Annotated in this window: 21 protein-coding genes and 2 tRNA genes; 7 read left to right on the forward strand and 16 right to left on the reverse strand. The window is 70.7% G+C overall.

Annotated elements, in window-relative coordinates; genetic code table 11:
• Genes AB0B58_RS13015 through AB0B58_RS13025 form a run of 3 tightly spaced genes read left to right on the forward strand, consistent with a single transcriptional unit; the run spans position 1 to position 1,509 of the window.
• Positions 1 to 423, forward strand: coding sequence for a CBS domain-containing protein (locus AB0B58_RS13015; protein ID WP_360222282.1), 423 nt, complete (start codon positions 1 to 3; stop codon positions 421 to 423).
• A gap of 10 nt (positions 424 to 433) precedes the next feature.
• Complete coding sequence (locus AB0B58_RS13020) at positions 434 to 871, forward strand: SufE family protein (RefSeq protein ID WP_360222285.1); 438 nt, start codon at positions 434 to 436, stop codon at positions 869 to 871.
• Positions 868 to 1,509, forward strand: a complete 642-nt coding sequence (locus AB0B58_RS13025) for a DsbA family oxidoreductase (protein ID WP_360222288.1) — start codon at positions 868 to 870, stop codon at positions 1,507 to 1,509. Before AB0B58_RS13020 ends, AB0B58_RS13025 begins: the two co-directional genes overlap by 4 nt.
• 16 nt (positions 1,510 to 1,525) lie before the next feature.
• On the opposite strand, the gene AB0B58_RS13030 is transcribed toward AB0B58_RS13025, so the two are convergent.
• On the reverse strand, positions 1,526 to 2,047 hold the full coding sequence (locus AB0B58_RS13030) for a GNAT family N-acetyltransferase (protein ID WP_360222291.1): 522 nt from the start codon (positions 2,045 to 2,047) through the stop codon (positions 1,526 to 1,528).
• 51 nt (positions 2,048 to 2,098) lie between these two features.
• Positions 2,099 to 2,659, reverse strand: coding sequence for a YbaK/EbsC family protein (locus AB0B58_RS13035; RefSeq protein WP_360222294.1), 561 nt, complete (start codon positions 2,657 to 2,659; stop codon positions 2,099 to 2,101).
• 84 nt (positions 2,660 to 2,743) lie between these two features.
• On the opposite strand from AB0B58_RS13035, the gene AB0B58_RS13040 reads away from it, so the two are divergent.
• The gene (locus AB0B58_RS13040; RefSeq protein ID WP_360222297.1) at positions 2,744 to 3,160 is read left to right on the forward strand and encodes a hypothetical protein; all 417 of its coding nucleotides are present in this window, start codon (positions 2,744 to 2,746) and stop codon (positions 3,158 to 3,160) included.
• 62 nt (positions 3,161 to 3,222) lie between these two features.
• Here AB0B58_RS13040 and AB0B58_RS13045 read toward each other — a convergent pair whose 3' ends face one another.
• The 6 genes from AB0B58_RS13045 to AB0B58_RS13070 all read right to left on the reverse strand — a co-directional run bounded on the left by AB0B58_RS13045 (position 3,223) and on the right by AB0B58_RS13070 (position 8,437).
• Complete coding sequence (locus AB0B58_RS13045; protein ID WP_360222300.1) at positions 3,223 to 3,744, reverse strand: PepSY domain-containing protein; 522 nt, start codon at positions 3,742 to 3,744, stop codon at positions 3,223 to 3,225.
• 93 nt (positions 3,745 to 3,837) lie between these two features.
• Positions 3,838 to 5,145 (reverse strand): HAMP domain-containing sensor histidine kinase, encoded by a 1,308-nt coding sequence (locus AB0B58_RS13050; RefSeq protein ID WP_360222303.1) that lies wholly within the window; start codon positions 5,143 to 5,145, stop codon positions 3,838 to 3,840.
• The gene (locus AB0B58_RS13055; RefSeq protein WP_360222306.1) at positions 5,138 to 5,815 is read right to left on the reverse strand and encodes a response regulator transcription factor; all 678 of its coding nucleotides are present in this window, start codon (positions 5,813 to 5,815) and stop codon (positions 5,138 to 5,140) included. The genes AB0B58_RS13050 and AB0B58_RS13055 overlap by 8 nt, the downstream gene beginning before the upstream one ends.
• Positions 5,816 to 5,958: 143 nt before the next feature.
• Positions 5,959 to 6,360 (reverse strand): NUDIX hydrolase, encoded by a 402-nt coding sequence (locus AB0B58_RS13060; RefSeq protein WP_360222309.1) that lies wholly within the window; start codon positions 6,358 to 6,360, stop codon positions 5,959 to 5,961.
• Between the two features lie 286 nt (positions 6,361 to 6,646).
• Entirely contained in the window at positions 6,647 to 7,183 is a 537-nt protein-coding gene (locus AB0B58_RS13065) for a helix-turn-helix domain-containing protein (protein ID WP_360222712.1), read from the reverse strand.
• A gap of 105 nt (positions 7,184 to 7,288) precedes the next feature.
• Positions 7,289 to 8,437 (reverse strand): winged helix DNA-binding domain-containing protein, encoded by a 1,149-nt coding sequence (locus AB0B58_RS13070; RefSeq protein ID WP_360222312.1) that lies wholly within the window; start codon positions 8,435 to 8,437, stop codon positions 7,289 to 7,291.
• Between the two features lie 104 nt (positions 8,438 to 8,541).
• Here AB0B58_RS13070 and AB0B58_RS13075 point away from each other — a divergent pair, with 104 nt between their 5' ends.
• Together AB0B58_RS13075 and AB0B58_RS13080 are read left to right on the forward strand one after the other, a co-directional pair.
• Positions 8,542 to 9,042, forward strand: a complete 501-nt coding sequence (locus AB0B58_RS13075; RefSeq protein WP_360222315.1) for a GNAT family N-acetyltransferase — start codon at positions 8,542 to 8,544, stop codon at positions 9,040 to 9,042.
• Positions 9,043 to 9,105: 63 nt separating this feature from the next.
• The gene (locus tag AB0B58_RS13080; protein WP_360222318.1) at positions 9,106 to 9,555 is read left to right on the forward strand and encodes a hypothetical protein; all 450 of its coding nucleotides are present in this window, start codon (positions 9,106 to 9,108) and stop codon (positions 9,553 to 9,555) included.
• A 500-nt stretch (positions 9,556 to 10,055) separates the two neighbouring features.
• On the opposite strand, the gene AB0B58_RS13085 is transcribed toward AB0B58_RS13080, so the two are convergent.
• The 7 genes from AB0B58_RS13085 to gyrB all read right to left on the reverse strand — a co-directional run bounded on the left by AB0B58_RS13085 (position 10,056) and on the right by gyrB (position 17,369).
• A complete protein-coding gene (locus AB0B58_RS13085) occupies positions 10,056 to 10,715 on the reverse strand; it encodes a Bax inhibitor-1 family protein (protein ID WP_360222321.1) in 660 nt (219 codons plus the stop codon).
• A 739-nt stretch (positions 10,716 to 11,454) separates the two neighbouring features.
• A tRNA-Ala gene (locus AB0B58_RS13090) sits at positions 11,455 to 11,527 on the reverse strand.
• 12 nt (positions 11,528 to 11,539) lie between these two features.
• Positions 11,540 to 11,668, reverse strand: a complete 129-nt coding sequence (locus AB0B58_RS13095) for a DLW-39 family protein (protein ID WP_360222324.1) — start codon at positions 11,666 to 11,668, stop codon at positions 11,540 to 11,542.
• 37 nt (positions 11,669 to 11,705) lie between these two features.
• Positions 11,706 to 11,782, reverse strand: a tRNA-Ile gene (locus tag AB0B58_RS13100).
• A 98-nt stretch (positions 11,783 to 11,880) separates the two neighbouring features.
• Complete coding sequence (locus AB0B58_RS13105; RefSeq protein ID WP_360222327.1) at positions 11,881 to 12,762, reverse strand: DUF3566 domain-containing protein; 882 nt, start codon at positions 12,760 to 12,762, stop codon at positions 11,881 to 11,883.
• Positions 12,763 to 12,765: 3 nt separating this feature from the next.
• Positions 12,766 to 15,261, reverse strand: a complete 2,496-nt coding sequence (gene gyrA / locus AB0B58_RS13110; protein WP_360222715.1) for a DNA gyrase subunit A — start codon at positions 15,259 to 15,261, stop codon at positions 12,766 to 12,768.
• 155 nt (positions 15,262 to 15,416) lie between these two features.
• Positions 15,417 to 17,369: a DNA topoisomerase (ATP-hydrolyzing) subunit B gene (gene gyrB / locus AB0B58_RS13115; RefSeq protein WP_360222330.1), complete on the reverse strand. Its 1,953-nt coding sequence runs from the start codon at positions 17,367 to 17,369 to the stop codon at positions 15,417 to 15,419.
• Positions 17,370 to 17,896: 527 nt separating this feature from the next.
• Between gyrB and AB0B58_RS13120 the strand changes: the two genes are divergently transcribed.
• Complete coding sequence (locus AB0B58_RS13120) at positions 17,897 to 18,463, forward strand: hypothetical protein (RefSeq protein ID WP_360222333.1); 567 nt, start codon at positions 17,897 to 17,899, stop codon at positions 18,461 to 18,463.
• Positions 18,464 to 18,473: 10 nt separating this feature from the next.
• On the opposite strand, the gene AB0B58_RS13125 is transcribed toward AB0B58_RS13120, so the two are convergent.
• Positions 18,474 to 18,959, reverse strand: a complete 486-nt coding sequence (locus AB0B58_RS13125) for a DciA family protein (RefSeq protein ID WP_360222718.1) — start codon at positions 18,957 to 18,959, stop codon at positions 18,474 to 18,476.
• Positions 18,960 to 19,005 lie beyond the last annotated feature (46 nt).

The raw sequence follows: 19,005 nt of genomic DNA on the forward strand, positions 1-19,005 counted from the left end.
ATGGCGAGGACAGCGGTCGCTGATGTGATGACCCGGCGGATCGTCTACCTGCCGGGCGACACGTTGCTGGACGAGGCCGCGCAGGCCATGCGCGACCAGGCGATCGGCGATGTCGTGGTCACCGAGGGCCCGACGCTGTCCGGCATGGTGACCGACCGCGACATCGTGGTGCGGGCGATCGCCGCCGGCCTGCCGACGCGGACGACGACGCTGGCGTCGATCGCCTCCCGCGAGCTGATCATGATCGACCAGACGGCCACAGTGGAGGAGGCGGTACAGGCGATGCGCGACCGCGACGTCCGCCGGCTGCTGGTGTGCGACGCGGACCGCAACCTCGTCGGCATCCTCAGCCTGAGTGACGTGGCTCTCCTGCCGACCTCCGCGCCGCAGACCTCCACGCCGGGACGGGCGAGGCCGACGTAGGGTCGAGAACGTGAGCGACATGCCGCCCAAGCTGGCCGAGATCGTCGACGACTTCGCCTCCGCGCCGCGCGAGGTCGTGCTGGAGATGCTGCTCGAGTTCTCCGACGCCGTGCCGCCCCTGCCCGACGGCCTCAAGGGCCACGAGGGCATGGAGCAGGTGCCGGAGTGCCAGACGCAGTTCTTCCTGCGCGCCGAGGTGCGGCCCGACGACACGGTGCAGACCTACTTCGACTGCCCGCTCGAGGCGCCGACGACCCGCGCGTTCGCCGGCATCCTCGCCGAGGGGCTCGAGGGCGCGTCGGCCGGCGCGATCCTGGCGGTGCCCGACGACCTCTACAACCGGATGGGCCTGGCGAACGCGATCAGCCCGCTGCGCATCCGGGGCGGCACGGCGATCCTCGGCCGGCTCAAGCGCCAGATCCGCGAGCAGGAGGAGGCGAAGCCGTGAACATCGAGGTCTGGTCCGACGTCATCTGCCCGTGGTGCTACATCGGCAAGCGCCGCCTCGAGACCGCGCTGAGCGACTTCGGCGGCGACGTGACGATGACCTTCCGGGCCTACCAGCTCGATCCCGCTCCGGTCCCGCACCCGGTGCCGATCCGGCAGGCCCTGGAGGCGAAGTTCGGCGGCCCCCAGCAGGCCGAGCGGATGTTCGCGCACGTCACCGCCATCGCCGCGGCGGACGGCCTGACCTTGAACTTCGACCGGGCGATCGCCGCCAACACGTTCGACGCCCATCGGTTGATCGCCTGGGCCGCCACCCAGGAGTTGCAGCTCAGCATGATCGAGACGCTGCAACGGGCGCACTTCACCGACGGCATCGACCTGGGCTCGCAGACCGAACTGGCCCGGCTCGCCGGCTCGATCGGCCTCGACGGTCAGGCCGCGCTCGCCTACCTGGCGACCCCGGCGGGCACCGACGCGGTGAACGCCGACCTGGCCGAGGCCCGGGAGCTGGGCATCACCAGCGTGCCGACCTTCGTGGTCGACCGGAAGTTCGCGATTCAGGGCGCACAGGAGCCGGCCGTGCTGCGCTCCGCCCTCGACGAGATCGCCCGCCGCGAGGCCGTCGACGCCCCTCGATGAGGTTCCACGTGAAACGTCATCGACGAACCCGACTGTCCCGCCGCATTGCGATCCGCTGCGCCGGATCCAGCCCGTGCTCGGCCTCCTCGGCCATGAGCCGGACCAGCTCGGGCCCGCGCTCACCGGGGTCGAGGGTGACGAAGCCGATCCGCTCGTAGTAGGGCCCGTTCCACGGCACGCCGCGGAACGTGGTCAGGGTCAGCGCGCCCAGCCCTTGCCCGGCCGCCCAGGCGTCGACGTGGTCGATCAGCCGGCGGCCGATGCCGCGGTGGGCGTACGAGGGCAGCACGCTGACCTGCTCGATGTGCGCCAGCCGGTCGACCAGCATGACCAGGACGAACGCGATCGGGGTGTCCGCGTCGTCGACGAAGACCCAGCTACGACCGGGCCGCAGAAACTCGGCGAGGGCCTCGGTGCTGGGAACCGGATGGTCGGCGATGTCCGGCATCCCGACGTCGCGGAAGAGCTCGCCGGCCGCCAGCTCGATCCGCTGGATGACGGTCAGATCGGCGGGCCGGGCCGGCCGGATGTCGTTCATGCCCCGAACGCAACCAGCCCGGCCCGAAACCGTCCAGGGAATTAGCGGACGTCAGGCCTCGCGGGCCAGGCCCTCGATGACCTCGGCGCCCGGCAGCGCGCCCAGCGCCGGCCCCGGAATGGCGATCTTGCTGTGCCGTACCCCGGACCCGATGATCACGTGCGGCATCGCGACCACCCGGGCGTCGACGAGCACCGGCCACGACGGCGGGAGCCCGATCGGCGTGATTCCGCCGTACTCCATGCCGGTGTGCCGTACCGCGTCGTCCATCGGCGCGAAGCTGGCCTTCCGTGCGTCGAGGTGGCGCCGCACGACCCCGTTCACGTCGGCGCGGGTCGTCGCGAGGACGACGCAGGCCGCGTACCGGGTGACCTCGCCGCGGCGTCCGGCGACGATCACGCAGTTCGCCGACTCCTCGAGGCGTACGCCGTACGCCTCGCAGAAGGCGGCCGTGTCGGCCAGGTCGGCGTCGATCGGCGCGACCATCACCTGGTCGCGGTCGATCAGAGCCTCGGCGGGCCACACCTGCAAGGCGGCCGCGACCGGCGCGGCGAGCAGGTCGGGCCGGGAGGTCGCGGGATCGAGCTTCAGGGTTCCGGGCACGCCCGTCATCCTCCCCCGAGAGCCCTCCCGCCAACCATCCGAGTCACCCCGTTCCCTAAGTCCAGGTGTGATCTTGCCGAACTTTCCTTAGATGTGGAGGAGAGACGCAACCCGCGGGTGGGTACCGTCAGCGGCCTCGCACTGCTGGCCGGCGGCACGGCCATCGCCGCCGTGGCCGGCGACACCACGATCTTCTCCACCACCCTGCTCGGCCTGCTCGCGGCCGGAATGGGCCACGCGCTGCTGACGGAGATCCGGCGCCAGGCGCGCCGGCGATCGCTGGGCGGCTGGGCCGTGCAGGACACCGTCAACTCGGTGCTGCTCGCATGCCTGGCGGCGGGCGCGCTGATCGTGACGGTCCTGGCCGTGACCCCGCCGATGGCCCGGGCCGTCGGCCTCCTGCTGACCATCGGGTACGCCGTGAGCTGCGTCTACTTCATTCGGGAACGCCGTCGGGCAATAGCCGCGCTGGCCACCGACTCGACTTCCGCGCCCTCCGAGTCCGCTTGACGCACGAGACCTCAACGCCTCCGGGGGCGCGCAGGCTTCCCTCCACGCCTCTGGGCGTTGGCTCACGAAACGGTCGTGGTCAGCGACTTGAATGCGGTGTCCAGCTTGACGTCCCACTCGGTGCCGGCGGCGTCACGGACCTCGACCTCGTAGGCGACGCCCGGGTCGTCCCCGGCGTCGATGTCGGTGACGGTGCCGCCACCGACGGCCGCCAGGGCCGCCTGCCCGGCCGAGGAGCGCTGGTCCGCGGTCAGCACCAGGTCATCGCCGTCGGGGGTGTCGGGGGTGTCGACGTGCTGGCCGATCACCTTGAGGTCCGCGTCGAGGACGACCTCGACCTCGGTACCGTCCGGCTTGCGGATCTCCACCTCCCAGGCGGGCTCTCCGGGCTCGTCGCCGGCGTCGATGTCGATGACCGTCCCGCCGCCGACTGCCCGCATGGCGGCGGCAGCAACCCGGTCGTGGTCTTCACCCCGCGCGTCGGCGTTCGCGGCGGTGGCCCAGACCCCGCCGCCGGCGGCGAGGACGGCGATGACGCTGGTGGTGACGATGACGCGCTTGCTGCGGAGCTTGGCGGTGTTCACGGGAATCGCTTCCTTCCGGTCTGTGAACCTGCTTGCCGGCCACAGCCTGCGGGTTCGTCCCTGAACCCCCGCTGAACGCGGCTGAAGATCCGTTCAGACCGGGATCCGTACGGTGAAGCGGGCGCCGCCCAGGGCCGAGGTTGAGACGGCGACCGTCCCGCCGTGCGCGGCGACGATCTCCTTGACGATCGCCAGGCCGAGTCCGCTGCCGCCGGCGTCACGGGCGCGGGCCTCGTCGAGCCGGACGAAGCGGTCGAAGACCCGCTCGCGCTGGTCCGCGGGGATGCCGGGACCGTCGTCGTCGACGGTGAGCTCCACCGCGCCGCCGGTCTCGCGGACGCCGACGGCCACCGCCGCGGTGGCGTGCCGGACGGCGTTGTCCGCGAGGTTGCGGACCACCTGGGCGAGCGCCGCCGCGTCGCCGCGGACCCGGCCGGCGCCGACCCCGGCGGTGTCGACGGCGACGCCGGCGCGGGCGACGCGCCGGGCCTCCGCCAGGGCCAGATCGTCGACGTCGACGTCGGCGCGCGCCTGCCGAGCCCCGCCGTCGTCCGCCCGGGTGAGCAGCAGCAACTGCTCGACGAGGCGTTGTAGGCGGGCCGACTCGGCCAGCACGGTCTCGGCGAGTTCGCCTTCGGGCAGGGCGCCGGGGTGCGCCTGGGCGACCTCGGCCACCTGGCGGATGCCGGCAACCGGCGAGCGCAGCTCGTGCGAGGCGTCGGCGACGAACTCGCGCTGCCGGTCCCGGCTGTCCTGCAGCCGGGCCAGCATCCGGTTCATGGTCCGGGCCAGGCGGCCGATCTCGTCGCCGGGGCGCGGCTCGGGCACCCGGCGGTCCAGCCGCTCCCCGGTGATCTCCTCGACCTCACGCCGGATGCGTTCCACCGGGGCGAGGGAGCGGGACACCACCACCCAGGTCGTGCCGCCCACCAGCAGGACGAGCACCGGCAACCCGACGAGCAGCGGGGTGACGAGCGCGGCCGTGGAGTCGTCGACCTCCTCCAGGGAGACGGCGACCGAGACCCGGTACCCGTCGTCGTCATCGGTGACCACCAGGTAGGGGTGGTCGGCGCCGGGCAGCCGCACCTCGTCGGCGGACCTGGTGGGCAGCGGCACCGAGGACCGGACGACGGCGCCGTCGGGCCCGGTCACCTGCCAGACCTGCTCGTCGAGGTCGAGGTCGTCGTCCGGCTCCACCGCCGCCAGCGACCCGGCCGACGCCTGCGCGATCAGGTCCGACGCGCGCTGCTCGGCGCTGCTCTCCAGACCGTCGCGCAGCGACTCGCGGACCGTCGCCACCAGCAGGAACGCGCCCGCGGTCAGCGCGAACGCCACCACCAGGACGGCCGCGGCCGTGGTGCGCACGCGCACCGACGAGGCACCCGGCCACCGCTCAGCCACCGTCGCTGCCCAGCCGGTAGCCGGCACCGCGCAGGGTCTGGATCGCCGCGCGGCCGAACGGCCGGTCGATCTTGTTACGGAGGTGGCGGATGTAGACCTCGACGATGTTCGGGTCGCCGGCGAAGTCGTCGTCCCACACCGCGTCGAGGATCTGCCGCTTCGACACCACGTCGCCGGGGTGCCGGAGGAGAAAGGCGAGCAGCGAGAACTCCCGGGCGGTCAGCTCGACCTCGGTGCCGCCGCGCCAGACCCGGCGCGCCGCCGGATCAAGCCGGAGGTCGCCCACCTCCAGCTGGGTGGGCCGTTCGCGCGCGCCGCGCCGCGTCACCGCGCGCAGGCGTGCCACGAGCACCGGGAAGGAGCACGGCTTGGTCAGGTAGTCGTCGGCGCCGGTGTCGAGCCCCTCCACCTGGTCCCACTCGCCGTCCTTGGCGGTGAGCATGAGGATCGGCGTCCAGTCCTTCTCGGCGCGCAGCGCCGCGCAGACCTGGTAGCCGTTGATCCCGGGCAGCATCAGATCCAGCACGATCGCGTCGTACCGGTTCTCCCGGGCCAGCCACAGCCCGTCGGTGCCGTCGTGTGCCACGTCGACGGCGAAGCCCTCCGCCTCGAGCCCGATCCGCAGGGACCGGGCGAGGCGCTGCTCGTCGTCCACGACGAGTACCCGCATCGCACTCCCTCCGGAAGGGTCGCCGACCGCCATCCTCGCGCATCCGTCCTGAACCCACGCTGAAGCGGAGACCTGCCGGGAGAGTCGGGCCAGCCTTCGGTTCGGGCCTAGCCTTCGAGTCGGGCCTAGCCTTCGACTGGGGCCTAGCCTTCGAGCAGGGGCAGCGCGACGATCATCGGCGGGATCGGCACGCCCGGCCCGTCCGGGCTCACCTCGGGCAGCGGCACCCAGTCGAGGCCGACCGGCAGCGGCCCGCCGACGTGCGCCCCGAGCTGCGGCTCCCCGTCGGCCACCGTCACCGCGAAGACCGACGTCATCCCCGACGGGTACGGCGTGTCCAGCAGAAAGCGCGCCTCCTTCACCACCAGGCCGACCTCCTCGAGCACCTCGCGCCGGACCGCGTCCTCGGGTGTCTCGCCGGGGTCGATGCCGCCGCCCGGCAGCGTCCACCATTCGCGGTTGCCGTCGCGCAGGCTCCGCTCGTGCACCATCAGTACCCGGCCGTCCCGCACGATGATGGCCGCGGCTCGCTTCCGTCCACTCACGAGTGAAGGCTAGCTGCCTCACCGTGGCCGCAAGGTCACGGGGAGCCGACAGCGACATCGACGGCGGGTGCACGCATGGACCCGAGAACGATCAATGCCTCGTCGCGGACAAATCGCCGCCGAGCTTCGCGCCGAGCGGCGCCCGGCCGGGGTCGCGTCGGGACTACTCAGCACCCAAATGCCGGTCTGGAGGCCGCGGAATCAATCGCGCAGCCGGCCGGCCGGCTCGGTTTCCATAGCGTCTCGGTTCGGGGCCCGGTTTCCGCACCCCTGAAGCCGGTGCCGGTCACACGCTGCGCAGCACCCGCTCGAACCTTTCCGGTCGCATCGGGCGCGCATGGTCGCGGCGACTGTCAGCGAGTGCCGCCAATACCATTGCGCGCTCCCGTTCCGGGAGAATCCCCGCGAATGGGGATGTCTCCCGCAATTCAACCGCGTATGCGGCGGACGACGTGAGCGCTTCGAGCACCGCCTCGACCCCCTCGTCGAGCACGGCGTCCCACCGGTCGAGCCACTCCCACGCCCGGCCCACGGGATGCATCCGCCGCAGCCGCCGCAGGTTGATCTCGGCCGCCGCCATCACCGCACGCGGGTCCCGGACCAGCCGGCCCGCGACCGCTCGATGCAGCCACAGCTTCTCGAGCTGCTCCCGGTTCATCCTCGGGCGGATCAATGCCTCCACGTCGCAGCGGCGGATGCGCCGCTGCTGGTTGATCGTGACGTACGGCAGCAGCCCGCGCAGGCAGAGGTCGGCCACGCGCGCCCGCGACGAGCGCAACAGCACGGCGGCCTCGCCGGTCGTCAGCAGCTCTCGGGTGCGCATCGCCACACGTGGATATTGACGTTCCACCGAACCCTGACGCAACAACCGAACGGCTCTTGACTCTTTCACGATCGCGGCGCGGAGATCATCCGGGCGGTGACTTCGTCACGCGTGCGGACCCACGGTGACGGGACCGATGATCAGCTCCGCCCGCCCCTCCAGGATCTCGGCGATCCGCTCGGCCTCGGCGTCCAGCAGCCGCCGCTGCCGCGCGCCGAGCCGCGCGAACGGCTCGACCGTCACCGTGATCCGGCGGCCCGACCTGCGCTGATGCCAGACGCCCGCGACGACCCCGTCGACCAGCAGCGCCGGCACGTTGCCCGCCTGGCCGTTGGTCAACGCCCGCTCGGCCGCGCGCCCGGGAAACAGGATCGCCCGGGGAAAACACCCGATCAGGTACGCGTCGAAGTACGGCAACAGCCGCACTGGGCCGTACCCGCGCTCCTCGAACGTGGTGTCGCCCAGCGCGACCCAGGCCTCGACGCCGTCGAAGTCGACCGGCTCGATCATGCCCGCGAAGCGGGCGAAGAGCTCCGCCGCCCAGGCCGGCGAGGCGCCCAGCCAGCGCGCGAAGTGTGCCGGGGTGGCCGGCCCGTAGGCCCGCAGATACCGGGTGACCAGCGCCGGGAGCGCCTCCTCGGCGGGCGCCGGCCGAAAGCCGGCATGCCGCCGCGCGGGACTCATATACGTGGCCCGGCGCGCGCGGTCCGGCCCGAAACACATGGCGCCGCGATGCATCGCCGCGGCCTCCGCCTGCCGCCAGCGCGGCCACAGGTCCTGGAACGCCGGCATGACCCGCTCTCCCGCCCAGGGCCCGGCACGCTCCACGATCGCCGCCGTTAACTCGTCCACGGTCAACGACGTGTCCGCCGCCGCGACCGCATCGGCGATCGCGGCGATCACCTGGTCGGTCTGTGTGCCGGTCATCCGTACCCCGGGCGCGAACGGACCCGGGCCGGTCGGCACGGCCTGCAACGCACCCGTCCACATCGAGAGATCCGCGGCCGCCAGCAGGTGCACCGTCCCACGCGGACCGCGCGACTTGATCAGTGACTGGTTTGCCCAGAGGGCGTCGCGGACGCCGGCCCGGGTCACGCCGCCGGTCCGGATGCCGATCGACACCTCGGCCGCGGACATCACCTGTGCGTGGATCCCGAGCGCACCGGCGGCGGCCGCGGCGGGGTCGCCGGCCCGGTCGACCTCCGTGAGGTGGTGCCGGGCGAGCCGCCGGGCGGACACTTCGTCCCAGGTCATCCGCACTTGTGTCACCGTACGCGGCAGGCGGTGCCCGCGTCCGGGACGGCGAACGGCCGGAATCGCGATCGACCCGCGCCGAAGTCGCCGTCTAGGGTCGCCCGATGACCAGCCTCGAGTGGCTCCACGAGCGGCACGCCACCGCGCTGCTGCGTTTCGAGCGGGAGAACCGGGCGTTCTTCACACGCTCCGTGCCGGACCGGGGCGACGACTACTTCGCCGGCTTCGCCGCGCGTCACGCGGAGTTGCTCGCCGAGCAGGCCACCGGGCTGATCCACCTCCACGTCCTGGTCGACGGGCACGGCGCCGTGCTGGGCCGCTTCAACCTCGTCGACGTCGCCGACGGCAGCGCCGAGCTGGGCTTCCGGGTGGCCGAGCGGGCGACGGGGCGGGGACTGGCGACCGACGGCGTGCGCCGGGTCATCGAACTCGCCGCAGACGACTACGGCCTGCGCACGCTGGTCGCCTCGGCCGCTCTCGACAACGCGGGCTCCCTCGGCGTGCTGCGCCGTACCGGCTTCACCGCGGTCGGCGAGGTGACGCTCGACGGACGCCCCGGCCTGCGGCACGTCCGCTTGCTGACCCGCGCCTGCTCAGAGCGGTGAACCCGGAGATGCCGGGCCGATCTACAGTGTGGATCTCGGTCCGCCCGGCGGAAGGAATGCTCGATGGAGGTTGCGATCGCGCGCCGAAGCGTCGCGCATCGACGCCCGGACGACTACGCGCTCTCCCCCGTCCGGGGCACCCGGCCGGCGACCGGCCGGGCCACCGCTCTGGTCGAGTGCGAGCACTGCGGGCAGGCGGTGCGGTGCAAGGTCTACAGCGTGGAGGACACCCATCGGCTGCGTGCCCGCTGGCGGCTGGTGACACGCCTCTGCGTGATCGCGGTCGTCGCCATGCTCGTGGCGGACACGATCACGATCGCCGGCCTCATGCCGGACAAGCCGGCCTCCCAACCGGTGGCGATCCTGCTCGGCCTCTCCTCTGTCGCGATTGCCGGGGGTGTCCTGCTGGCCATCCGTGCGCACCGACTCGCACGGGAGGACGACGGCGTGCGCCTGGCCTGGTGGTTCGGCCCGCACCGCCTGCGCTGGACCTCGACCCTGCCGGACGACTGATCGGCGGAGCCCTGAGGCAGTCCGGATCTTCCGGCGAGAAGCCCATCGCCAGGATCGCGTAGCGGCCGGCCGCCGCCAGTTCCAGGATCCCGGACCTGCCGGATGGTGCCGCGTTCAGGCCGATTCCGCCGTACTGGCCGTCGTCGTACCGGCCGGTGCTGTCTTCGGCGCCCAGTCGCACGATCACCGGAGCCAGCAGCGCGCCCGCCACGGCGACGATCGCACCGCCGAGGTAGCCCCACCGCGTGGACCGGTGGCCGCGCAGCCGGCTCGTTCAGCGGACGGCGAGTCGCTGTCCTGACCGGCTTGCCGTTGCTCCTCGATCCTGCTTCCCCGCCGAGATCGCCCGGTTCCGCCTGAGCCGCCACCCGGGCGTGGCCGGTCAGACTCAGGATTGGCGGCTCGCCTGACCTACGGTCTTCGGGCGAGGCGAGGCCGGAGGCGTCACCGGCAGGCGCCTCGCTGGCCGCGTCTGGCACCGCACGGCTCCCGTCGGCGCGTCAGCGGTTGCCGCCCCGGAAGATCCGCAGGAAGAACAGGAACACGTTGAGGATGTCGAGGAAGATCGACGCCGCCAGCAGCGGCGCTGACTCGACGTCGGAGGAGCGCCGCAGCCGCTGGAAGTCGAACATGATGAAGCCCGCGAAGATCACCAGGCCGAGCACGGAGTAGATGAGGGACCCGTACGGGATGTTCACGAAGATCAGCACGATGCCGAAGACGAGCAGGGCCACCAGCGCCCAGAAACACACCCGGGCCAGCGCCGTGAGGTCGCGGCGGGTGGCGTAGCCAGCCGCGCCGAACGCGGCGACGAACAACGCTGTCGCGGCGCCGGCCTGCCAGAGCGCCTGCGGGTCGGTGCTGGCGTAATAGACCAGCGTCGGCGCGATCGCCACCCCCATCAGCAGGCCGAATGCCGCGAGCAGCCCGACCGTCGTCTGCCGCGATCGGCGGACGGTGAACTGCATGGCGATCAGGGCGGCGAACGCCGCGAGGTACGCGACGAAGGCAAGGCCACCGGGAAGGTTGCGACCGAGATACGCGCCAAGGGCGAACAAGCCGGTCGTCGCCGCGACGTAGGCCATCGTCTGCGCAAACAGGGTGTGGCCGCGGTCGCGGGCGGCAACCCCTGCCGGGCGGTACGCATAAGTGTCGTCCATCGGAGTCCCCTGTGATCGAGTTGGTATGACCACCACTCTGAACCCGCGCGACCACGCGGACACCCTTCGCCAGGGGTGATCCTCACCCGGGGATCGGCGCGGGGCTGGCGTCTCGGGAGTGGGCATCGACTGGGCGGACAACCTCTGACTTCCGGCCCGAAATGCCGGAAAGGCGCTCCGGAAGGTCGCCGCCATCGCTCGCCACGGCGGCGACCTGCCGGGGCCGGTACGGGTGACGCTTCCCGGCGGCGAGGAGTGCGCCCGCTCATGCCCAGCTGCTCGGCGCGCTCCAGCAGTCACCGGAGCAGTCCGGGACTACCTCCGTTCGGCGGGGGAGATGACCCGCTCCACCGGCCAGCACAACCACCACCGCGGTCGCGGGTCGCGGCCACCCGGCCGACACACCGCACGCTCCTGCAGTCGACGTCCGCGGCCCAGCCATGCCGCGACCGGCCTGGCATCGGCGGGAGTACCCGCCCGTCGAGGTGGAAATGCTCGACTCATGTCGGGCCGCCCGGTCCGACGTGAGGTGCCGCTGCTGGTCACCACTACGTTCGGGAACCCATTCACCGACAAAGGTGGTCAGGTGAGCTCCACCTTGGATACCTACGTGCACGGGTGGCCGCGCGTGGAGCGGCGGTGGGGATCGTCGGCGAGGCGCTCAAACCGGTCGCTCCGGCCCGGATGTGGGCCTACAGACCTTGGCCTTGGGTTTGGCCTGGTCAGATGCAACAAGAAGTGGAGCCCAGGGGACTCGAACCCCTAACCCCCGCCTTGCAAAGGCGGTGCTCTGCCAGTTGAGCTAGGGCCCCCGGTGGGTGGTGCTAGCGCAGGTCGGGCGCCGTGGTGGCCTCGTGCCAGAGGGCGCGCTCGTCGCTGGAGGCCTTGACCTTCTTGACGATCAGGGCGGCCGCGCCGACGACACCGGCGAGGATCAGGAGCTTCTTCAGCATGGCTGGATCCCCTTAAATCTGCGGCGGAGGACGTGCATGGTGGGGCTAGCTGGAATCGAACCAGCGACCTCAGAGTTATCAGCTCTGCGCTCTAACCGACTGAGCTATAGCCCCGTGACAGCGACACGAAGATTACCGTATCGCGTCGCGGTCCCCCAAATTGGGGGCGGCCGCCGTGTCAGGCACGGCGGCCGCAACCGGGAGTCGTGCGGTCAGTCGCGCTCGGCGAGCGTCAGCTCGATGCCACCGACCAGGTCCGCGCAGACGTTGTAGATGAAGGCGCCCAGCGTGGCCAGCGCGGTGAAGAGCACCACGTTGACCGCGCCGATCAGCATCGAGGTGCCGATGACGCCCCACGCCGTGATGCGGAAGCCGCCGCCGTCGGCCGCCGCGTCCGTGCCGCCGCTCGCGTTCACCAGGCTCTGCAGGCTGGTGTTGACCTCCTGCCAGACGCCCATGGCGTCCAGCGACAGGTAGAGCACCGAGGTGGCGACGACCACGACGATGAACAGGACCACCGACACGGCGAAGGCGAACTTCATCACGGACCAGGGGTCGATCCGCTTGAGGTTCAGCCGGGCGCGGCGCGGCCCGCGGGCCGCGGCCGACGTGACCGCCGAGCGCGCGGAGCGGACGGCCTCCGACACCCGTGCGGCACCGACCGCGGCCGAGCCGCTCGCGGCCGCCGCGGCCGAGGGCCGCTTGGGTGCCTCACCGGCACGCTGAGGGCCCGCGCCGGGCTTGACCGGCGGCATTACCCCCGTGCGCCCGGACTGGGCGGCCTGGCCCGGTGCGGCGGCTCCGCCGCTCGTGCCCTTCGTGACGATCGGCACGGATGCTGACCCCTTCGCCACCGAGGGGCCGGCAGGGCGCTTCGGTTCGGCCTGTCCGTCGCCTTCCGCGGTCGGCTCTCCGGGCGGCGGGGTCATGCCCGGCGCACGGGTGAACTTCGGCTGGGACGGGGCATCGGCAGGTACCGCCGCGCGGCCAGCGGTCTCACGACCGGCCGAAGTGGCGCCGTCCTTCTTCGGCTCCTCTTCGACCGGAGTTGCCGAGGATCCCGGGCCCCCCGACTTCGCCTGTGTCTCCGGCATCAACTAGTCCTGTTCGTCAGGCTCGTCGGCATTGCGAGCAAGCGCCACGATGGTTACACCTTCTGGGAGGTCCATCAGCTTGACCCCCATTGTGTTCCGATCCCGCGTGCGCCGTACAGGCTTCACGGGAGTCCGGATGACACCACCATTGCTGGTGATGGCAAATAGTTCATCCTCCGGGTCGATCACGAGCGCTCCGACGAGACCGCCACGACGTTCCGTGATCTTGGCGGTCAGCACGCCCTTGCCGCCTCGACCCTGCACCGGATACTCCTCGATCGGCGTCCGTTTCGCATACCCACCGTTCGTGGCGACCAAAACGTCCATGCCTTCACGAACCACCTCCATTGCGAGGAGCTGGTCGGCTTCGCTGAAGCGCATGCCGATGACACCGGAGGTCGCCCGCCCCATCGGGCGCAGCGCCTCGTCGGTGGCGTTGAACCGGATGGCCTGCGCCTTCTTCGAGACCAGGAGCAGGTCGTTCTCCGGCGCGGCCAGTGTGGCGCCCACCAACTCGTCATCCTCCCGCAGGTTGATGGCGATGATGCCACCGCTGCGGTTGGAGTCAAATTCCTCGAGGCGGGTCTTCTTCACGAGGCCGTTCTTGGTGGCGAGCACGAGGTAGGGCTCGACCTGGTAGTTCGGGATCTGGATGACCTGGGCGATGTGCTCGTCCGGCAGGAAGGCGAGCAGGTTGGCGACGTGCTGACCCTTTGCTACCCGGTTGGCCTCGGGCAGCTCGTACGCCTTGGCCCGGTAGACCCGCCCCTTGTTCGTGAAGAACAAGATCCAGGAGTGCGTCGAGATGACGAAGAAGTGGCTGACGATGTCGTCCTGGCGCAGCGAGGCCCCGCTCACGCCCTTGCCGCCGCGCCGCTGGGACCGGTACAGATCGACCTTCGTGCGCTTGGCGTAACCGGTACGTGTGATGGTTACCACAACGTCCTCGCGCGTGATGAGGTCCTCCATGGAGACCTCACCGTCGAACGGGATGATCTGGGTCTTCCGGTCGTCGCCGAAGCGGGACACGATCTCGGCCAGTTCCTCCGAGACGATCGCCCGCTGCCGCTCCGGCTTGGCCAGGATGTCCTTGAGGTCGGCGATCTCGATCTCGATCTTGGCCAGCTCGTCGATGATCTTCTGCCGCTCCAGCGCCGCCAGGCGCCGCAGCTGCATGTCGAGGATCGCGGTGGCCTGGATCTCATCGACCTCGAGCAGCTGCATCAGGCCCTGGCGCGAGTCCTCGACCGTCGGCGAGCGCCGGATCAGGGCGATCACCTCGTCGAGCATGTCGAGGGCCTTGACCAGGCCGCGCAGGATGTGCGCGCGCTCCTCGGCCTTGCGCAACCGGTACGCGGTGCGCCGGCGGATGACCTCGATCTGGTGGTCGACGTAGTAGCGGATGAACTGGGCCAGGTTCAGCGTGCGGGGCACGCCGTCGACCAGCGCCAGCATGTTCGCGCCGAACGTCTCCTGCAGCTGCGTGTGCTTGTACAGGTTGTTCAGCACGACCTTCGCGACCGCGTCGCGCTTGAGGACCAGGATCAACCGCATTCCGGTACGCCCGGACGACTCGTCCCGGATGTCCGCGATGCCGGTGAGCTTGCCCTCCTTGACCAGCTCCGCGACCCGCTCGGCGAGGTTGTCGGGGTTCACCTGGTACGGCAGCTCGGTGACCACGAGGCAGGGCCGGCCGCGGGCGTCCTCCTCGACCTCCACGACTGCGCGCATCCGGATCGACCCGCGACCGGTGCGGTAGGCGTCCTGAATCGCCTGCTGACCGACGATCAGCCCCCGGGTGGGGAAATCGGGTCCCTTGACGATCTCCAGAAGCGCCTCGAGGGTGGTGGCCTCGTCCGCCTCCGGGTGGTCCAGGTACCACTGGACGGCCGCGGCGATCTCCCGCAGGTTGTGCGGCGGGATCTTGGTCGCCATGCCGACGGCGATGCCCTCGGAGCCGTTGACGAGCAGGTTGGGGAACCGCGCCGGCAGGATGCTGGGTTCCTTGGTCCGGCCGTCGTAGTTGTCCTGCATGTCGACGGTGTCCTCGTCGATGTCACGCAGCATGTCCATCGCCAGCTGCGAGAGCTTCGACTCGGTGTACCGCATGGCGGCCGGCGGGTCGTTACCCGGCGAACCGAAGTTGCCGTTGCCGTCGATCAGCGGGTAGCGCAGCGACCACGGCTGACCCATCCGGACCAGGGCGTCGTAGATCGAGGAGTCGCCGTGCGGGTGGTAGTTACCCATGACGTCGCCGACGACGCGGGCGCACTTGACGTAGCCGCGGTCGGGCCGGAAGCCGGCGTCGTACATCGCGTAGAGGATCTTGCGGTGCACAGGCTTGAGGCCGTCGCGCACGTCGGGCAGGGCGCGACCGACGATGACGCTCATCGCGTAGTCGAGGTACGAGCGCTGCATCTCGACCTCGAGGCCGACCGGCTCTACGCGCTGGCTCACTCCGCCGCCGGCAGGATCGTCCTGCGGTTCCTCGGCGGGGATCTCGGGAGTATCCGTCACAGTTAACCCTTACTGACGTTCGAACCCGACAAACGGCGTCGAGCTACGCATTTCGCTGTGGATAACGCTGTGGAAAGCAGTGAATCGCTGTGCATAACCCGAGGTGAGCGACGTCGGGTGACGCCGCTCACCAGGGATCAGATGTCCAGGAAACGCACGTCCTTGGCGTTGCGCTGGATGAACGAGCGCCGGGCCTCCACGTCCTCACCCATCAGGACGCTGAACAGCTCGTCCGCGGTCGCGGCGTCGTCGAGGGTCACCTGACGCAGCGTGCGCGTCGCCGGATCCATCGTCGTGTCCCACAGCTCGTGGAAGTTCATCTCGCCGAGACCCTTGAACCGCTGGATGTCGTCGGGCTTCGCGTTCGGCTTCTTCTGCTGGCGCAGCGCGACCAGGCCGTCCCGCTCACGATCGGAGTAGGCGTACTGGGCGTCGTCGCCGCGCTTGTTCCACTTAATCTTGTAGAGCGGCGGGGCGGCCAGGTAGACGTGGCCCTGCTCGACCAGCGGCCGCATGAAGCGGAACAGCAGGGTGAGCAGCAGCGTCTGGATGTGCTGGCCGTCGACGTCGGCGTCCGCCATCAGCACGACCTTGTGGTAGCGCAGCTTGGCGATGTCGAAGTCGTCGTGGATGCCGGTGCCCAGCGCCGTGATCAGCGACTGGACCTCGTTGTTCTTCAGCACCCGGTCGATCCGGGCCTTCTCCACGTTGAGGATCTTGCCGCGGATCGGCAGGATCGCCTGGATCTGGCTGTCCCGGCCCTGCTTGGCCGAGCCGCCGGCCGAGTCGCCCTCGACGATGAACAGCTCGGAAACCCGCGGGTCGGTCGACTGGCAGTCGGCCAGCTTGCCCGGCATCGAACCGGACTCGAGCAGCGACTTGCGCCGGGCCAGCTTGCGGGCCTGCTGCGCGGCGATGCGCGCCCGGGCCGCCTGCGAGGCCTTCGTGATGATCTGCTTCGCGTCGGCCGGGTTGCGGTCGAACCAGTCCGCGATCTGCTCGTTGGCGATCTTCTGGACGAAGCCCTTCATGTCCGTGTTGCCGAGCTTCGTCTTCGTCTGGCCCTCGAACTGCGGGTTGGCCAGCTTCACCGAGATGATCGCGGCCAGGCCCTCACGGATGTCCTCGCCGGAGAGCTTCTCGTCGCTCTTGAGGAACTTCTTCTCGGCGCCGTAGCGGTTGACGATGCTCGTCAGCGCGGCCCGGAAGCCCTCCTCGTGCGTGCCGCCCTCGTGGGTGTTGATCGTGTTGGCGAACGTGTAGACGGACTCGCCGTACGACTCGTTCCACTGCATGGCGACCTCGACGGCCATGCCCTGGTCCTTGGCCTCGGACTCGAACTCGATCACCGACTTGTGGATCGGGGTCTTGGTGTTGTTGAGGTGGCGCACGAAGTCGGCGATGCCGTTCTCGTACATGAAGGTGACCTCGCGGGCCTTGCCGTCCTCGTCCACGTGCTCCGGGCGCAGGTCGACCAGGTTGATCGTCAGGGCCTTGTTGAGGAAGGCGTACTCCTGGATCCGGCGGTAGATCGTCTGCCAGTCGAACTCGATGGTCTCGAAGATCGTCGGATCGGGCCAGAACTGGACCTTCGAGCCGGTCGTCGAGGTGGCCTCGCCCTTCTCCAGCGGGCCGGGCTTGGAGGCGTTGTAGTGCTGCCGGTAGACGTTGCCGGACTTGTGGATCTCCACGAACATCTTGGTGGAGAGCGCGTTCACCACGGAGACGCCGACACCGTGCAGACCGCCGGAGACCGCGTACGCCTTGCCGTCGAACTTGCCGCCCGCGTGCAGGACGGTCAGCGCGACCTCGACGCCCGGCTTCTTCAGCTTGGGGTGCAGGTCGACCGGGAAACCGCGGCCGTTGTCGGTGACGGAGACGCCGCCGTCCGGCAGCAGGACGACGTCGATGGTGTCGCAGTGACCCGCGAGCGCCTCGTCGACGGCGTTGTCCACGACCTCCCAGACCAGGTGGTGCAGGCCTCGCTCGCCCGTGGAACCGATGTACATACCCGGACGCTTGCGGACCGCCTCGAGGCCTTCGAGCACGGTGATGGACTCGGCACCGTATTCCTGCTTCTTCTCTGCCACCCTCGGCCACTTTCTCGCACCGGCCCGCGTTACGGGCCGGACACGGGGTTGGCGGGCAGTCGGCAGCGGTCGGCGGGCAGGGCGAACCACAGGCGACGAGCCGCGGAGATCAGGCGGACCACCGGTGGAACCGAGCGCGCCGGTCGCCGCGGTCAGCCCGCGGATCGTGATCGGCTGGAAAAATCGCGTAGCGTGACGGTGTACCGCCACGGGATGGACTTTCCCGGTCGCTGCCGATTCTACTCCGTCCGAGCGAGTTATAGAGGGTCCGGCACCCTCGTCCGGGTACCTCAGATTGCCGTAGCGCGATTGAGGGGCGCTCCCACGAGTCCCCCTACACGGAATGCGGCCCCCTCGCAACGGCGAACCGTTCGGCGCCCGGGCTCCGATGCGCACCCGCGGGCAGCCGGGCCACGCGCTGCGACACTGCCTAACCACGGCAGGCGGCGGTGTCGTAACCTCGCCCGCGCGGGCCGGAACACGGCCATGAGGGCCCGCAGCCGGCAGTCGAGGAGAGGTGGGCCCCCATGGCGCTGGACAAGGGGCTGGACAACGTCGCCGTGCACTGGCCACGGACGAACCGGTTCTACGACCCGGTGGCTCCCGCCGAGTTCGTCGACTTCGGCGCCGTCGCCGACGCGCCGGACATCGCCGCGCCCACCGGTGCCCTCGCGCTGCACATCGCCAAGACCGGCACGGTACGGGCGACCGCGTACACGGAGCTGGTGGATCTGCTGCTGGGGCTGGAGGGTGTCCTCTACGCCACCGACGCGGCGGCCGAGGACGAGGACCCGGTCATCGACCCGGACGGCTGCGCGTGGATCGCCGGCGGGCTGGAGCGCTTCGTCGAGGGCCACCAGGAGCACGGCGACCTGGTCACCTTCGACAGCGTGGCGAGCGTGATGCGGGCCGCCGTGGCGGGTGGGCGCCTGGCCGAGCAGCAGCTGCGGTGGCTGGACCATCGGCTCGCGGCGCTGCGCGACGACGCCGGGAACGCGCCGCACTGGAGCTTCGCCCGTACCGAATTGGCGGTTTTGTCGGGCTTTTACCGGCGCTGCGCCGAGCGTGGCTTCGCGGTCTTCGCCGACTACTGACCGGGTTTGCTCAGCCGTACGTGTCGCGCGGGCCGCGGCCCTGCACCCGGCGCGGGCCCTTGTTCCACGAGGGTGCCGCCGGGCCGTGGATGTTGAGCTTGGTGACCACGTTGTGGCCGACCTCGGCGGCGATCCGCTTGAGCAGATTGCCGGCGAGCAGCCGCAGCTGGGTGGCCCAGGCCGTCGACTCCGCTTCGACGGTCAGCACGCCGGCGTCGAGCTTCACCGGGCGGCTGTGCTGGGCGATGTCCGATCCGACGACCTTCTCCCAGGCGCCGAAGACCGTCGCCTCGGCGGCCGGCTTCTGCCAGCCGCGCTGCTTCATGATCCGCTCGAGCACCGCGCCGAACAGCTGCGGGTCGCGCGGGTCGGGGCCGGGGCCGGAGTAGCCGCGCAGGCGCCGGCCGGTGCCGTCGCCGCTCCCGGTGCGGCGCCGCGGTGCCTGCTGGGCCGCGCGGCGCTTGGCGAGGGCCGCGTCCAGCACGGCACGGGCCAGCTCCGGGCCGGGCGTGGCGGCGGCCTCCGCGCCGGAGCCGGCGGGC

Origin of the sequence: Actinoplanes sp. NPDC049118, from assembly GCF_040648555.1 — a bacterium.
Taxonomy (GTDB): domain Bacteria; phylum Actinomycetota; class Actinomycetes; order Mycobacteriales; family Micromonosporaceae; genus Actinoplanes.

Excerpts from the sequence above, each read along its gene's own strand:
- AB0B58_RS13015 (WP_360222282.1), top strand. The coding sequence starts at position 1 with ATGGCGAGGACAGCGGTCGCTGATGTGATGACCCGGCGGATCGTCTAC.
- AB0B58_RS13030 (WP_360222291.1), bottom strand. The coding sequence starts at position 2,047 with ATGAACGACATCCGGCCGGCCCGGCCCGCCGATCTGACCGTCATCCAG.
- AB0B58_RS13035 (WP_360222294.1), bottom strand. The coding sequence starts at position 2,659 with ATGACGGGCGTGCCCGGAACCCTGAAGCTCGATCCCGCGACCTCCCGG.
- AB0B58_RS13055 (WP_360222306.1), bottom strand. The coding sequence starts at position 5,815 with ATGCGGGTACTCGTCGTGGACGACGAGCAGCGCCTCGCCCGGTCCCTG.
- AB0B58_RS13065 (WP_360222712.1), bottom strand. The coding sequence starts at position 7,183 with ATGCGCACCCGAGAGCTGCTGACGACCGGCGAGGCCGCCGTGCTGTTG.
- AB0B58_RS13070 (WP_360222312.1), bottom strand. The coding sequence starts at position 8,437 with ATGACCTGGGACGAAGTGTCCGCCCGGCGGCTCGCCCGGCACCACCTC.
- AB0B58_RS13075 (WP_360222315.1), top strand. The coding sequence starts at position 8,542 with ATGACCAGCCTCGAGTGGCTCCACGAGCGGCACGCCACCGCGCTGCTG.
- AB0B58_RS13080 (WP_360222318.1), top strand. The coding sequence starts at position 9,106 with ATGGAGGTTGCGATCGCGCGCCGAAGCGTCGCGCATCGACGCCCGGAC.
- AB0B58_RS13085 (WP_360222321.1), bottom strand. The coding sequence starts at position 10,715 with ATGGACGACACTTATGCGTACCGCCCGGCAGGGGTTGCCGCCCGCGAC.
- AB0B58_RS13095 (WP_360222324.1), bottom strand. The coding sequence starts at position 11,668 with ATGCTGAAGAAGCTCCTGATCCTCGCCGGTGTCGTCGGCGCGGCCGCC.
- AB0B58_RS13105 (WP_360222327.1), bottom strand. The coding sequence starts at position 12,762 with ATGCCGGAGACACAGGCGAAGTCGGGGGGCCCGGGATCCTCGGCAACT.
- AB0B58_RS13120 (WP_360222333.1), top strand. The coding sequence starts at position 17,897 with ATGGCGCTGGACAAGGGGCTGGACAACGTCGCCGTGCACTGGCCACGG.